Below are 14,755 nucleotides of genomic sequence, written 5' to 3' on the forward strand. Positions count from 1 at the left end.
TTAGTTTTGCGCCAGTTCCGGTTGCAGATTTTTCGCTTCTGCCGCTTCGGCACGGCGCGCCGCCACCTTTACAAACGGCAGGTAAATCAATACGGACACGCAGATACAGATGATTTGCGTCACCACCGCGCCCATCGAACCGGCAGTGGAGAGCCAGGCATTGATGATCGGCGGCGTAGTCCAGGGCACCATCACCACCGCTTTACCGGCAAACCCCATCACCGTGGCGAAGTAGCCAATCGAACCGGTCACCAGGGGGGTGATAATGAACGGAATAGCGAGGATCGGGTTGAGCATAATCGGCATACCAAAGATCACCGGCTCGTTGATGTTAAACAGCCCCGGCCCCAGCGACAGCTTGGCAATTTCCCGCATCTCTTTACGTTTGGTCGCCAGCATCACGGCGGTCAACAGACCGATGGTCAGCCCCGAACCGCCGATGCTCATATACACATCCCAGAACGGCATGGTGATGATATTCGGCACCTCTTTACCCTGCTCAAAGGCGTTCATATTCACCAGAATCGCCCCCAGCAGCAGCGGTTCACGAATCGGTTTCACCATCTGATTACCGTGGATACCAATCACCCAAAACAGCTGGGCCACAAACATCAGCAGCAGAATGCCCCACAGGCTCTGCACCACCGATTCCAGCGGCTGCTGCACCACCTTGTAGACCGCGTCATACAGGTACATGCCGGTGACCTGATGGAAGATAAAGCCGAAGGTGGCGACCAGCGTGACGGTGATGATCGACGGGATGAGTGCGGAGAAAGAGGCCGAGACATTGGGTGGCACGGTATCCGGCATTTTGATTTTCAGCCGTTCCACATTCTCCAGGCGGCAATAAATCTCCACCGACAGGATGGCGATAAACATGCCAAGGAACAGGCTTTTGGTGTCGGAAAACTGTTTCGCCAGCACATCGGTGACCAGATGCATCTGGCCATCCACCAGCATCTGGATAGTGGTGGGCGTGACCGAGATAAAGCAGATAATCGCCAGCAAGCCGGGGAACAAGGTTTTGATGCCGTTGATGCGCCCCAGCTCGATACCGATCAGGAACACCGCGCCAATGTTGAGAAAACTCAGCGTGGCGTAGTTGATGCTGCTGGTGATCGGTTTCAGATCGGCGAGAAACGCCAGCGCCTGGAAGCTGGCGAGGCCGTTCTTCGCATCCAACACCATGTTGGAGATCAGTACTGAAAACGCGCCGACGATGATCACCGGCATCAGGGTAATGAACGAGGCTTTGATCGCCATGATATAGCGGTAGCTATTGAAACGTGTGGCAAAGCTACCCAGAGAATCGATAAGACGGTCCTGTAGAGACATTGGGTCAACCCTCAGCGGTTTGAATGGAGCATTCCTGTGTTGTGCGTCAGCTTCCGTGTCTGTGGCATACCAAAATGGCGATCATTGCGTTTTCTTTCTGTGATCCTGCTCGCGGAACTCCTTTTTGGTATTCCGGTAGCATCAAAAATATGAATTTGGCATACCAATAAGCGAGGCGAGGATGGATTTTGAACAAACGATGATGGAGCTGCTGATTAATGCCGGAGAGGCGCGATCGCAGGCAATGATGGCGATTCAGCAGGCGCGCAAAGAAGATTGGGACGGCGCTGATGCCGCGCTGGCCGCGTCAGATGAGGCCGCGAAAGCCGCGCATAAGATCCAAACCGCGCTGATTGGGGCCGATGAAGGTTGCGGCAAAGTGCCGGTGACCTTGATTCTGGTACATGCGCAGGATCATCTAATGACCGCGATGCTGTGCCGGGATTTGGCGGGGGAAATTGTATTATTGCGTAAGGAGCTGCGGTAGCCCTCTCCCGCTGGCGGGAGAGGGTTAGGGTGAGGGTAAAATTACAGCTCCAGCGCCAGCAACTCCTGGATAGTCTGCGCACGGCGGATTTCACGCGCGGTGCCATTTTCAAACAGCACTTCCGGGATCAGCGGACGGCTATTGTAGTTCGATGACATCGATGCGCCGTAAGCCCCGGTATCATGGAATACCAGATAATCACCGACCTGCGCCGCTGGCAGCGCGCGGGTTTCCACTTTGCCACCTTCCAGCTGGGTAAACACATCGCCCGACTCGCACAGCGGACCGGCAATCACGCTCTCCACCGTCTGGCTTGCATTCACCGTGCGGCCATCGGCAGGCAGCAGCGAAATATGGTGGTAGCTGCCATACATCGCCGGGCGCATCAGGTCGCTGAAACCGGCATCCACCAGCACAAAGTGGCGGCTGCCCATCTCTTTCACCGCACGCACCTGAGACACCAGCACGCCAGATTCTGCTACCAGGAAACGACCTGGTTCAATTTCCAGCTTCACCGCATGGCCGAGATGCGCGGCAATGCGTTCGCGCGCGCCGTTCCACAGGCCGTAGTAGTGATCGGTATCGATCGCCTCTTCACCCACACGGTAAGGGATCGACAAACCGCCACCGGCAGAAATCGCCTCCAGATCCTGACCGAAGCTCACCACCTGATCCACCATCGCATCACACACCTGTTGCAGATGGCCGTAGTCCACACCGGAACCGATATGCATATGCAGGCCAACCAGACGCAGGCCGTGTTGCTGAATCGCCGCCAGCGCCTGGGGCAAGTCGCTGTGCCAGATGCCGTGTTTGCTGTTCTCACCGCCCGTGTTGGTTTTCTGGCTGTGGCCGTGACCAAAACCCGGGTTGATACGCAGCCATACCGCGTGACCCGCCGACACTGCGCCGAGCTGGTGCAACATATCCACTGAACCGGCGTTCACCGGGACTTTCAGTTGCGCAATGCGTGCCAGGGTAGGCTGGTCCAGCACGTCGGCGGTAAAGACGATATCTTCGCCGCCCGGTTGATAACCGGCTGCCAGCGCACGCTCGATCTCGCCCAGCGACACGGAATCAACCTTCACCCCCGCCGCACGCATCAGGCGCAGAATATGGATATTTGAGCAGGCTTTCTGCGCGAAACGCACCACGTCAAACTGGTTCAACTGGGCAATGCGCTGCTGAATGACGCTGGCATCATAGGCCCAGAACGGGCCGCTATAGCGCTGCGCCAGCGGCAGCAGATTCGCGGCGGTCAACGCGGTTTCGGTGTTATTCAGTGGACGTGGCATAGCAATTCTCCTGTGACGTTAACGCTATTTAGCCACAGTCACTTCATGCAGAAAAATATCTGTTTTAGCAGCAGCTATGCAAATATGATATGGATTGAAGGGAGGAGATGATGGCAAAGATTAACTGGCGACATATCGAAATTTTCCACGCGGTGATGACCAGTGGCAACCTGACACAGGCCGCCACCTTGCTGCATACGTCACAGCCCACCGTCAGTCGTGAGCTGGCAAGGCTGGAACAGCAACTGGGCTTGAAACTGTTTGAGCGCGTGCGTGGCCGGTTACAACCCACGGTACAGGGGTTGCGCCTGTTTGAAGAGGTACAGCGTTCCTGGTACGGGCTGGATCGCATCATGGATGCCGCCGACGGTTTACGTCAGTTCCGTCAGGGCGAACTCTCCATTGCTTGCCTGCCGGTGTTTTCTCAGTCGCTACTGCCACCGCTGTGCCAACCTTTTTTACAGCGCTATCCGCAGGTGAGTATGAACATCATCCCGCAGGAGTCACCGCTGCTGGAGGAGTGGCTGTCGGCACAACGTTACGATCTTGGTCTGACGGAAACCCAACATGCCCCGGCAGGCACCGAGCGCGTTGCCCTGCTGACCTGTGATGAGGTCTGCGTCCTGCCGCCCCAGCATCCGCTGTGCCAGCGTGAGGTGCTGACGCCACAGGATTTTCATGGCGAAAACTATGTCAGCCTGTCGCGCAGTGACAGCTATCGCCAGCTACTGGATTCGCTGTTTCATGAGCAGGGGGTAGAACGACGGCTGGTACTGGAGACGCACAGCGCGGCGTCGGTGTGTGCGATGGTACGTGCGGGGGTGGGCGTTTCGATTGTTAATCCACTGACGGCGTTGGATTACGCCGACAGTGGCGTGGTGATGCGCCGCTTCAGTATTGCGGTGCCGTTCACCATCAGCCTGGTGCGGCCACAACATCGCCCGGCCTCTGCGCTGGTGGACCACTTCTGCGACCATTTGCAACATCAGGTCGCCGCGTTCCCCCAGCGCATTGCCGAGCGGCTGGCTTAAGCGCGCACCGCCTCGCCCTGCCCGCCTGATTTACGGAAGGTGAGCAGACAAACCATCAGACCGATCGCGGCCAGCGCGGCGGCGGCGACCGGCACCGCAGTCAGACCATAGCCTTTGTCGATCACCGCACCACCAACCCAGGCACCGAGCGCATTGCCGACGTTAAACGCGGAGATATTGAGGGTGGAAACCAGATTGGGCGCTTCTTTACCGTGGCGAACCACGTTGATTTGCAGCCCAGGAACGGTCGCGAAGGTCGCCATCGCCCACAGGAACAGCGTCACTTCTGCCAGCCACAGCGCATGGCTGGTCCAGCTAAACAGCAGCGAGAACAGCGCAATCAGTGAGAAGCTGAGGATCAGGCTGAAAGAGACTTTCCAGTCGGCCAGCTTGCCGCCGAGAATGTTACCCACCGTCAGGCCAGCGCCAATCAGGAACAGCGTCCAGCTGACACCGCGATCGCTGATACCGGTGACCTGCAACAGCAACGGCGCGATATAGCTGAACAACGCGAACATGGCCGCAGCAAAGCACACCGTCATCAGTAGCGACAGCCATAACTTGCCGTTTGCCAGCGCGCTGACTTCACTCGCCAGATGTACCGGTTTCTCTTCTTTGTTGGTCGGCAGGCTGACAATCAACGCGACAAAAGCGAGGATACCGATAATCGCCACCCCCCAGAAGGTGGCACGCCAACCGAACATCTGACCAAACCAGGTGCCCAATGGCACGCCCAGCACGTTAGCCAGCGTCAGGCCGGTAAACATCAGGGCGACAGCCGATGCCTGGCGACTCGGTGCAACCAGACTGGCTGCCACCACCGAACCGATACCAAAAAACGCACCGTGACACAGCGCGGTGACAATACGCGCCATCATCAGCAGATCGTAGCTATAGGCCAGCGCGCACAACACATTGCCGATGATAAAAATGCTCATCAGCAGCACCAGAGTACGTTTACGCGGCAGTTTGGCGGTCAGCAGCGCCATAATGGGCGCACCGATGGCAACACCCAGCGCATAGCCACTGATCAGCCATCCCGCAGAGGGAATCGACACATGGAGATCGCCCGCCACTTCCGGTAGCAATCCCATGATGACAAATTCCGTGGTGCCGATGGCGAACGCACTCAGCGCCAGCGCCAGTAATGCAACAGGCATAACACACTCTCCCAATAACGATAATTTTGCAGGCGGGCCACTCCACGAACGCGGAGTGGTTACAGCGGACGCTTATAAATTTTTGAACTGCGTCACATTGAGTATTAAAGCATAGCCACCTTCCGGCATACACCCCGGCTGCGGCAAGGATATTTTGCCGCTACCGCAATAATTGTTCACATCGGTAATTGGTACTTTTGCAATTAGGCCTTTTCCCATTTCTCTCACGGACCTGATTTTTCACGCTATTCTTGAACTCTGGTTGTGATCGCCCTCTCATTTTGACGGCGCTCCGACGCTTAAAGGAAATTTTCGCGTTGCCGATACCCCAATGGATTGCCTGGTAATGTCTCGTCATTCTTCAAAGGGGAGAGCGTATGCGATGGCTCATGGCCTTAACGATTGGCTGCCTGAGTGGCTGTTCTGTCGGACACTACGAGTACAGTAAAGAAGCAGAAAAACGGGTCGATATGACCTTTACCGGCATTCCGACAGTGCTGGGTGTTGGCTCTCTGGGCAGCGTTATCCCACTCACCCCGGAGTACAGCCTGACGGCTGCCCATGTGGCGAAATATTCACTGTATCGGGTCAAGGCCTGGCACCCGGAATGTGATCTCGCCGTGGTTTATCACAAAAATGACGAGGCCGATCTGCCGCCGCACTTCCGCAATGGCCGGATTGGTGACGAAGTTAATCTGTACGGATACAGCTTTATCACTGCCATGCCAGTGGCCTCCAACGGCCAGAATTTGATTAACACCACGCTGGTGAATGACTGGAATAAAGCCAGTTGCGTGGTAGTAGCCGCCAATGCTGGTGTGGTAAAAGGCATGTCCGGCGGCGCGGTATATAACGCCAGCGACAACACGCTGGCCGGGGTTATTGTGGGCTATAGCAGCCGGATTAACGATAACCAAAGCGGTAAGACGTTGTATAAGGATGTGGCGCTGTATATTCCTTATGGACGCTTCCAGAAGTGGCTGGATGGGGTGATGAAGTCGTAAAGTCGTGAAGTGCGGCCTGTTACCCTCACCCCGGCCCTCTCCCATGAGGGAGAGGGAGATGTGCAATATAGTAAACCGTGCACAATGCAGTTCCCTCTCCCGCCAGCGGGAGAGGGTGCCATATGCTCGATCAGTTCCCTCTCCCGCTTGCGGGAGAGGGTTAGGGTGAGGGCTACGGCACCCACGGCCCCTGCAATTTCACCTGCGGGAAACCACCGGTCAGAATGCGCAGCTCCGCATCGCGCGGCGTGTTATCGCCTTGCCCCTGAATGCTAACGATATCCTGTGGGCAGGCTGAGAACGCTACAAAACAATCCATCTCGGCACGCAACACGATGTAATCACCCGGTTTGGTCACCACCGGCAGCGTCTTCAGGGTGATGCCATCCGGTTGGACCTGAATATTCATAAAAATGTTGAACGACGCCAGGTTACCGTGCGGCAGTGTCACCCCCAGTTCCGCCAACCCTTCATGCAGGTTATCGTGACAGTTGCGGTGCGGCTCGGTGCAGCCCAGCAGTTCATAACGACGCGCATCACAGGCCGCCATAAAGGTGTCATGCACACCCGGCGAGGTGTCGGCCACCAGGGTCAGAATCGGGTGACGCTGGCTGGTGATAAAGCTATCGCCAACCTTTGGATTCAGACGCTGGTTCCAGACACGCGTCGCTTCCATACACATATACTCGCTCACATCTTCTGCGTTGTAAGCCCAGCAATCAACCACTTGGGTGCCGTGCAGGTTGATCACCTGGACCGCTTCCCCCTTGTTAAGACGTACCGCTTTACCGTAGCGCGCCGGAATAGTGAGGGTCGCGCGTTGCTGATATTCAGCCGACATGTTGTTCTCCAGATTAATGCTGCATGCCGCGACGATAGCGCGTCATGAGAGATTCAAGACAGCGCGCCAGCCAGTCAATCACACTGTTCAGTAGCCAGTAGCAGAGCGCTACCGTCAGGTAGATCTCCAGCGGCGCGTAAGTAGCAGAAATCGCCTGTTTGGCGGCGTACATAAACTCCTGCACCGAGACAATCGACAGCAGCGCAGAGTCTTTAATCAAACCAATGGTCAAACCGACCAGCGGCGATAACATTTGTGGCAGCGTCTGCGGTAGCACCACATCACGCAACTGCTCGCTGCGGCTAAGGCCCAGCACCCGACACGCTTCCCACTGGCCTTTTGGCAGTGCGCCAATCGCGGCGCGGATCACCTGTGCGATGTAAGGGGCGTAGTAAAGCGTCAATGCCAGCACCCCAACCACCGGTGAAGAGAGGGTGATGTCATATTCCGGCAGCACGAAATAGAGCAGATAGATCACCACCAGCAACGGCAGCGCCAACGTTAACCCGCTGTAGAGATTGAGTATGCGCAGCCAGAACGGCGACGCGCGCATCAGCATCCACGCCATCAAGGCCCCCCACAGCAGGGAGCAAAGCGCCGCCACCGCACACAGTTGCAGGGTGGCAACCAGGCCGTCACCTAACGACGGCAATGAGGTCATAATTGCCTGCCAATCCATTATGCCAGCCTCCGTTTCGCTTCCAGCCGCCGTGCCGCGCTAATCAGCGGTAACGCGATCACCAAATACCCTGCCGCCACCAGCAGCAACACCTGCGTCGCATCATAGGTGCGGGCGATAACGATCTGACCGGCGTAGGTCAGCTCCGTCAGCGCGACCACTGAGGCCAGCGGCGTGGTTTTCAGCAAAATGGTGAATTCATTCACCAGCATGGGCAGACTGGCGCGCATCACCTGGGGATTGATGACATACCACCAGGTCAGCGCGCGGCTTAACCCCAGCGTCCGGGCGGCCTCCAACTGCCCACGCGTCACCAGGCTGCGGTTAACGCGCAGGATTTCCGCCACGTAAGCACCACTGTTCAGGCCAATCGCCACCACAGCGGCAAGCATCGGCTGACCACCCAACCCCAGGCGCGGTAACGTAAAAAACACCACAAATAGCTGAACAATGGCCGGGGTACCACGCATCAGACTCACGTAGAGACGACCAATAAAGCGCCAGATCCAGGCACGACGCAGTTGCAGGAAGCAGCCAAGCTGCCCCATCACCACGCTCACCATTGACGCCAGTACTGTTAGCACCAGCGTCATTAGGAGGCCGTGCCCCAGTTCCGGCAGCGCGGCTATGACCTGTTGATCCAGCCCCATGGTTTACTCCGCGTTAAAATCCGTCAGGTTTTCCGCCACTGACAACCGCAACGGTGCAGGTTTGTCATTCCCCTCGATGCCGGTATTACAGGCGGAAACGATGAAACGCGTATCCATCACTACCCGGCAGGTAATGCTGTCGCCAGGTTGGGTGAGGTTAGGCTCCGGCAGGATGTCGCCCTCGCGCGTCAGTTTGACGTGCATAAACAGATTGATCGGGTCCGGCAGCTTCGGCACCGTCATTCCGAGGCGCGCCAGCTCGCCGCTTACTGCTTCGATGCAACCTTCGCCGCCGTAACCCCGCTCCGCCAGGAACGCGCTGGTGGAGCCAGGCAGCAGCAGATCGTGGCGTTTAACGCTATCTTTGCCCAACACCATCATCGGGCGGCGACGGTTGTTGACCAGGCGCATACCGGAACCCAACAGGTAGCTGTTACTGAACACGCGGGTGTGATGCACCGACAGCCATACCGCCGGATCTTGCAGGCTAAAACCGAACAGGGACGCCACCGCCCCTTCGCCCAGCGCGGTGATACGCAGCAGTTGACCACGCAGCACGCGAATCGATGCCACACCGCCCGCCGCTACCTCAATCGGTGCCGCCAGCGTGCGTACTGCCGTTTCCTGATAATTTTCACGCATCAGCAACATGCGATTTCTCCTCGGCGTGGTAGTGGTCGCTGACGCGAATATCGATGGGCGTCACCTGCAAACCGTTGCCCGGGATGATGTCCTGCGGGCAGGAAGAGACGGAACAGATCAAGTCGCACAGCGCTTCAAAGGTGATACTGTCGCCCGCTTTACTGTGGGGGTCGGTGACCTCCATACGTCCATCGGCGGTGACCGGGCCGTTCTGGAACAGGTTGAACGGCTCCGGCAGGCTGAAATAGGTCACTCCATAGGCTTTCATGCCTTCCAGCAGGTTATCGACGCAGTTGCGATGCCCTTCGACGCCGAAATCCACGCTGAAACGGGTACGATCGCAGGCCGGGACGTTGGCATCGTGAATACCGATGGTGTCAGCAACGATGCGCAACAGCGGACGGTTATCACTCGACCACAGCGCATCGCCCGGTTTAAAGAACAACGAACGCAAATGCTGGCGGGTGTGCACCGGCGACAGTTTTTCGTTCAGGTCGTCGGCATTGACCGCGACAAAATCCGCGGCCTGCTGCCCTTCGCTATCAATGACGGTAATAAACTGCCCTTTGCGCACACGGAAGGTTTTGCCGTGGCCCGCCGGGACCGTCAGGGTTGGCTGACACATAATTACTCCTGGGGAATGAAATCGCTGGCCGGTACGGTAAAGGTGGTGCCGAGGTACTGCTGTTGCAGTTTGGTCAGCTCGCCATCTTTCTGCATCGCCAGAATGTGGTCGCTGAGGGCTTTGTTCAGGCTGCCGTCTTCTTTACGCGTGGCCCAACCCATCCACTGCGATGGGCCAACTTCCCCCACCTGCGCCACTTTGCTCGGGTATTTCTTCACTACCGGGGCCAGCACAGAGATATCGTCATAGACGAAATCGGCGCGTTTGGTCATCAGGGTGCTGACGGTTTGATCGAGTGAGTCGACGCTGATGATAGTGATCGGTTTTTTACCGGCCTTTTTCAGCTCGTCGTTGAAGCCCTTCAACAATTGTTCCGGCACGCTGGCGGTTTTCACCGCACCACGCAGACCTGACAGGCTTTCCGGGCTAAGCGTTTTACCGCTGAAGGTTTTGGCTTCATCTTCGCGCACCAGCACACCGTTAACGGTTTTGCTATAAGGCACGGTGAACAACACTTTTTTCGCCCGTTCAGCGGTGACGTTGAGGGAGGAACCTTCGGCGTTAAAAGAGCCGGAAATCAGCCCCGGCAAAATGCCGCTGAAGGCGGTTTTCTGAAACTCCAGTTTCACCCCGAGATCTTTGGCGAAGGATTGCATGATCGCCACGCTGTAGCCGGTGATCGCACCACTGTCGTCGGTGTACTCATAAGGAGGAAAGGTCGGGTCGATACCGACGGTGATTTTGCCGCTGCTTTTGATGTCGGCCAGCGTATCGGCTTGCGCCTGTGCCAGCGATCCAACAGATAAAAGTGCGGCGATGAGCCAAGCTGTTTTTTTCATTATGGTGTTTCCCTGGTGTTGGTGAAATGTCTTTTTCTTCTGAGCATATTTTGTGCCAGATTTTTCACACACCGATCGGGGAGAGCGCCAAAACACCACTTTTTCCCGTACAATCATAAAGAAACAGTTGTTTCTTTATTTTTATCTATCGTTTCTTTGGTTTCATTGACTTTGCGAGCAGGCAATATGCGCTGCACCATTTTGGTGAGATCGCTGGCGCAGAATGCGCCAGCACGGGGCATTATTCGAGTTCGTCGAGGGATTGATGCAGCGCTTCAACCTGCGCAAGGTAATCATTACTGGTTTTGCCCATTTCGCGCGCCACCAGCGAGCACAGCAAATTGCAGACACCGGAGAGCGCGGCGGTGCTGTCGAAAATCAGGCTACTGTCGGTGTGGCAACGAACCACCCATTGCGCATGGCGTGCCGGTTTACCGGATAGCACATCGGCCAGATACAGCATGGGCACCTGACGTTCCGCCAGCGCGTTCATTGCCGCTTCTAATGCTGGCATACGACGGCGCAGGCCGACACAAATCACCACATCCTGTGCATTGAGCGAGGCCAGATGTTCCGCTAACGAATCCCCGGGACGCGGCAGCAGACGCACATCGGGATGAACATGGATCAGGTCGCGATAGATCAGCTGCGCAATGGTCTGGCTGTGACGCCAGCCCATCACCACCACACGCCGCGCGCGGGCGATAGCGCTGACCGCATCCTGCAACTGGCTACTCTCCAGCGTGCGATAGCTGTTCACCAGGTTGGCGATCTCTTTTTCCAGATGCTGCTGCATGATGCTGTCGAGCGGTGAGGCGCTGGGGGCGGCTTGCAGGTAGAGCGGTGAACCGCTGCTTTGCATATCGCGCGCCTGACGGCGGGCGGCTTCGTAGCTTTCATAGCCGAGATGGCGGAAAAAACGCGTGGTGGTGGCTTTGGAAACCCCGGCGCTGTGCGCCAGTTCAGTGGCGGTGTTCATGGCAAGCTGGCCTGGTGCCGCCAGTAATACGTCGGCCAGCCGTTGTTCGTGGCTGGAGAGTTGTTCCCAGTGCTGACGAATCCGGCCTTCCAACGATGCCGTTTTTGCACTCATGGTGAATCCCTGAAAATAAAAAAACCATCCTGCACAGAGCGTGCCGGGTTGTCATCAGGATTTTTTATTTGGGGGACATCTTCGTGCTGATACCCTCACCCCGGCCCTCTCCCATAAGGGAGAGGGGGATAGGTATCGCACGAAAAGTCCCCTCTCCCATAAGGGAGAGGGGGATAGGTATCGCACGAAAAATCCCCTCTCCCGCTAGCGGGAGAGGGTTAGGGTGAGGGCCAGTCCGCTCGTTTACTTAGACGGACGCAGTGCCGGGAACAGGATCACGTCACGAATGGTGTGGCTGTTGGTAAACAACATCACCATACGGTCGATACCAATACCCAGACCGGCCGTAGGCGGCAGGCCATGTTCCAGCGCGGTGACGTAGTCTTCGTCGTAGAACATCGCTTCGTCGTCACCGGCATCTTTGGCGTTCACCTGTTGCAGGAAACGCTCGGCCTGATCTTCCGCATCATTCAGCTCGGAGAAACCGTTACCGATTTCACGACCACCGATGAAGAATTCAAAGCGGTCAGTGATTTCCGGGTTCTCGTCGTTACGACGAGCCAGCGGTGACACTTCTGCCGGATATTCGGTGATGAAGGTTGGCTGGATCAGATGCGCTTCGGCGGTCTCTTCGAAGATCTCCGTCACGACACGGCCCAGACCCCAGCTCTTCTCGACTTTAATGTGCAGCGCGTTGGCGATCGCCACGGCTTTGTCGAAATCATCCAGATCCGCCAGATCGGTTTCCGGGCGGTACTTTTTGATCGCTTCACGCATGGTGAGTTTTTCGAACGGCTTGCCGAAATCGAAGGTGTTGTCACCGTAAGGAACTTCAGTGGTGCCCAGCACGTCCTGCGCCAGGGTGCGGAACAGGCTTTCGGTCAGCTCGATTAGATCTTTGTAATCCGCATACGCCATATAGAGTTCCATCATGGTGAACTCTGGGTTGTGACGCGGAGAGATGCCTTCGTTACGGAAGTTACGGTTGATCTCAAAGACGCGATCAAAACCACCGACCACCAGACGCTTCAGATACAGTTCCGGCGCAATACGCAGGTACATATCAATGTCGAGCGCATTGTGATGGGTGATAAACGGACGGGCTGACGCCCCACCCGGGATCACCTGCATCATCGGGGTTTCCACTTCCATAAAGTCGCGACCGACCATGAACTGACGAATACCCGCCATGATTTTTGAACGCACCTGGAAGGTGTGACGCGATTCGTCGTTGGCAATCAGATCCAGATAACGCTGACGGTAACGGGTTTCCTGATCGGCCAGGCCGTGGAATTTGTCCGGCAGCGGACGCAGCGCTTTGGTCAGCAGGCGCAGTTCAGAACAGTGGATCGACAGCTCACCGGTTTTGGTTTTGAACAACTTACCGCGTGCACCGAGGATATCGCCCAGATCCCACTTCTTGAATTGCTCGTTGTAAACGCCTTCAGCCAGATCATCACGCGCCACGTACAACTGAATGCGGCCACCGACGTCCTGCAACGTGATGAATGACGCTTTGCCCATAATGCGACGGGTCATCATACGACCCGCAACACTCACCTCAATACCGAGGTCTTCCAGCTCTTCGTTGCTTTTCTCGTCGTAGCTGGCGTGCAGCTGATCGGAGGTGGTGTCACGGCGGAAATCGTTAGGAAACGCCACGCCGGTTTCACGCAGCGCGCTGAGTTTTTCGCGACGCGTTTTCAGTTCGTTATTTAACTCAAGTGCGGCATCAGCGCTCTGCGGTTGTTGTTCAGACATGTCGGTTCCTTATAGCCCTGCTTTTAAACTTGCTTCAATAAAACGATCGAGATCGCCATCCAACACCGCTTGGGTGTTGCGGGTTTCTACGCCAGTGCGCAGATCTTTGATGCGCGAATCATCCAGAACGTATGAACGGATCTGGCTGCCCCAGCCGATGTCAGATTTGTTATCTTCCGCCGCCTGTTTCTCAGCATTTTTCTTCTGCATCTCAAGCTCATACAGCTTCGCTTTCATCTGCTTCATGGCCTGATCTTTGTTCTTATGCTGCGAACGGTCATTCTGACACTGGGTCACGGTGCCGGTCGGAATGTGGGTGATACGCACCGCAGATTCCGTGCGGTTAACGTGCTGACCACCCGCGCCTGAAGCACGGTATACGTCAATACGCAGATCCGCCGGGTTGATTTCGATATCAATATCGTCATCCACTTCCGGATAGATAAAGGCAGAGCTGAAAGAGGTGTGGCGGCGACCGCCGGAGTCAAACGGACTCTTACGCACCAGGCGATGTACGCCGGTTTCGGTACGCAACCAGCCGAAAGCATATTCGCCAGAAACACGAATAGTGGCAGATTTCAGACCGGCCACTTCACCTTCTGACTCTTCAATAATCTCGGTTTTGAAACCTTTCGCTTCGGCCCAGCGCAGATACATACGCATCAGCATGCTGGCCCAGTCCTGCGCTTCGGTGCCGCCGGAACCGGCTTGCAGATCGATATAGCAGTCGGCGCTGTCGTATTCGCCGGAGAACATGCGACGGAATTCCAGTTCACCCAGCTTGGTTTCCAGACCATCCAGCTCAGCAATGGTTTCGTTGAAGGTCTCTTCGTCGTCGGCTTCAACCGCCAGCTCCAGCAGACCCTGCACATCTTCCAGCCCCTGATACATTTGATCCAGGGTGCCGACGATGATTTCTAACGATGAACGCTCTTTACCCAGCGCTTGCGCACGCTCAGGTTCGTTCCAGACGTCAGGTTGTTCCAGCTCGGCGTTTACTTCTTCGAGGCGTTCTTTCTTGGCATCGTAGTCAAAGATACCCCCTAAGAACGTCGCTGCGCTCGGTGAGGTCCTGAATACGGTTTTTGACCGGGTTGATTTCAAACATGGCTTTTCAGTCTTTTTTGACGATTCGTGAGAGGAGAAAAATCTAACGCGCTAGTCTAACCGAAAGCGCGCTCACTTTGTATCCCCGTCATACTTCAAGCTGCAGGTGCGTTGGCTACGCCAGCGCACCCCAGTCACTTACTCATGTAAGCTCCCGGGGATGAGCGGGCTTGCCGCCTTCCTGCAACTCGAATTATTTAGGGGAC

General features: G+C 56.4%; 15 protein-coding genes. 3 read left to right on the top strand and 12 right to left on the bottom strand.

All coding sequences use genetic code 11. The features are described from left to right. Nucleotides 1–1,335 (bottom strand): PTS sugar transporter subunit IIC, encoded by a 1,335-nt coding sequence (locus PAT9B_RS15955; RefSeq protein ID WP_013510307.1) that lies wholly within the window; start codon nucleotides 1,333–1,335, stop codon nucleotides 1–3. A gap of 181 nt (nucleotides 1,336–1,516) precedes the next feature. Between PAT9B_RS15955 and PAT9B_RS15960 the strand changes: the two genes are divergently transcribed. Beyond that, nucleotides 1,517–1,822 carry a PTS lactose/cellobiose transporter subunit IIA gene (locus PAT9B_RS15960; protein WP_013510308.1) on the top strand — a complete coding sequence of 102 codons (306 nt, stop codon included), beginning with the start codon at nucleotides 1,517–1,519 and terminating at the stop codon, nucleotides 1,820–1,822. Between the two features lie 41 nt (nucleotides 1,823–1,863). Here the strand turns inward: PAT9B_RS15960 and lysA are convergent, their stop codons facing one another. After that, nucleotides 1,864–3,117: a diaminopimelate decarboxylase gene (gene lysA, locus PAT9B_RS15965; RefSeq protein ID WP_013510309.1), complete on the bottom strand. Its 1,254-nt coding sequence runs from the start codon at nucleotides 3,115–3,117 to the stop codon at nucleotides 1,864–1,866. Between the two features lie 110 nt (nucleotides 3,118–3,227). On the opposite strand from lysA, the gene PAT9B_RS15970 reads away from it, so the two are divergent. Continuing rightward, nucleotides 3,228–4,148, top strand: a complete 921-nt coding sequence (locus PAT9B_RS15970) for a LysR family transcriptional regulator (RefSeq protein WP_013510310.1) — start codon at nucleotides 3,228–3,230, stop codon at nucleotides 4,146–4,148. Here PAT9B_RS15970 and PAT9B_RS15975 read toward each other — a convergent pair. After that, on the bottom strand, nucleotides 4,145–5,308 hold the full coding sequence (locus PAT9B_RS15975; protein WP_013510311.1) for an MFS transporter: 1,164 nt from the start codon (nucleotides 5,306–5,308) through the stop codon (nucleotides 4,145–4,147). The genes PAT9B_RS15970 and PAT9B_RS15975 overlap by 4 nt on opposite strands. Nucleotides 5,309–5,685: 377 nt before the next feature. Here PAT9B_RS15975 and PAT9B_RS15980 point away from each other — a divergent pair, with 377 nt between their 5' ends. Then, entirely contained in the window at nucleotides 5,686–6,312 is a 627-nt protein-coding gene (locus tag PAT9B_RS15980; RefSeq protein ID WP_013510312.1) for a hypothetical protein, read from the top strand. Between the two features lie 172 nt (nucleotides 6,313–6,484). On the opposite strand, the gene PAT9B_RS15985 is transcribed toward PAT9B_RS15980, so the two are convergent. The 9 genes from PAT9B_RS15985 to prfB all read right to left on the bottom strand — a co-directional run bounded on the left by PAT9B_RS15985 (nucleotide 6,485) and on the right by prfB (nucleotide 14,550). Further along, on the bottom strand, nucleotides 6,485–7,153 hold the full coding sequence (locus tag PAT9B_RS15985; RefSeq protein ID WP_013510313.1) for a DUF1989 domain-containing protein: 669 nt from the start codon (nucleotides 7,151–7,153) through the stop codon (nucleotides 6,485–6,487). A 13-nt stretch (nucleotides 7,154–7,166) separates the two neighbouring features. Next, on the bottom strand, nucleotides 7,167–7,832 hold the full coding sequence (locus PAT9B_RS15990) for an amino acid ABC transporter permease (RefSeq protein ID WP_013510314.1): 666 nt from the start codon (nucleotides 7,830–7,832) through the stop codon (nucleotides 7,167–7,169). Further along, nucleotides 7,832–8,482 (bottom strand): amino acid ABC transporter permease, encoded by a 651-nt coding sequence (locus tag PAT9B_RS15995; protein ID WP_013510315.1) that lies wholly within the window; start codon nucleotides 8,480–8,482, stop codon nucleotides 7,832–7,834. The genes PAT9B_RS15990 and PAT9B_RS15995 overlap by 1 nt, the downstream gene beginning before the upstream one ends. 3 nt (nucleotides 8,483–8,485) lie before the next feature. Beyond that, nucleotides 8,486–9,133, bottom strand: coding sequence for an urea carboxylase-associated family protein (locus PAT9B_RS16000; protein WP_013510316.1), 648 nt, complete (start codon nucleotides 9,131–9,133; stop codon nucleotides 8,486–8,488). Beyond that, on the bottom strand, nucleotides 9,117–9,749 hold the full coding sequence (locus PAT9B_RS16005) for a DUF1989 domain-containing protein (protein ID WP_013510317.1): 633 nt from the start codon (nucleotides 9,747–9,749) through the stop codon (nucleotides 9,117–9,119). The genes PAT9B_RS16000 and PAT9B_RS16005 overlap by 17 nt, the downstream gene beginning before the upstream one ends. Nucleotides 9,750–9,751: 2 nt before the next feature. Next, on the bottom strand, nucleotides 9,752–10,588 hold the full coding sequence (locus tag PAT9B_RS16010; protein ID WP_013510318.1) for a transporter substrate-binding domain-containing protein: 837 nt from the start codon (nucleotides 10,586–10,588) through the stop codon (nucleotides 9,752–9,754). A gap of 241 nt (nucleotides 10,589–10,829) precedes the next feature. Next, nucleotides 10,830–11,681 (bottom strand): MurR/RpiR family transcriptional regulator, encoded by an 852-nt coding sequence (locus tag PAT9B_RS16015; protein WP_013510319.1) that lies wholly within the window; start codon nucleotides 11,679–11,681, stop codon nucleotides 10,830–10,832. 243 nt (nucleotides 11,682–11,924) lie between these two features. Continuing rightward, nucleotides 11,925–13,442, bottom strand: a complete 1,518-nt coding sequence (gene lysS, locus PAT9B_RS16020; RefSeq protein WP_013510320.1) for a lysine--tRNA ligase — start codon at nucleotides 13,440–13,442, stop codon at nucleotides 11,925–11,927. 9 nt (nucleotides 13,443–13,451) lie between these two features. After that, nucleotides 13,452–14,550, bottom strand: a protein-coding gene (prfB, locus tag PAT9B_RS16025) for a peptide chain release factor 2 (protein WP_013510321.1) whose coding sequence is annotated in 2 segments (ribosomal slippage) — nucleotides 13,452–14,474 and nucleotides 14,476–14,550 — 1,098 coding nt in all. Because the reading frame shifts where the segments join, the coding sequence is not laid out codon by codon here. Nucleotides 14,551–14,755 lie beyond the last annotated feature (205 nt).

The organism is Pantoea sp. At-9b (assembly GCF_000175935.2).
Classification (GTDB): Bacteria; Pseudomonadota; Gammaproteobacteria; order Enterobacterales; family Enterobacteriaceae; genus Pantoea.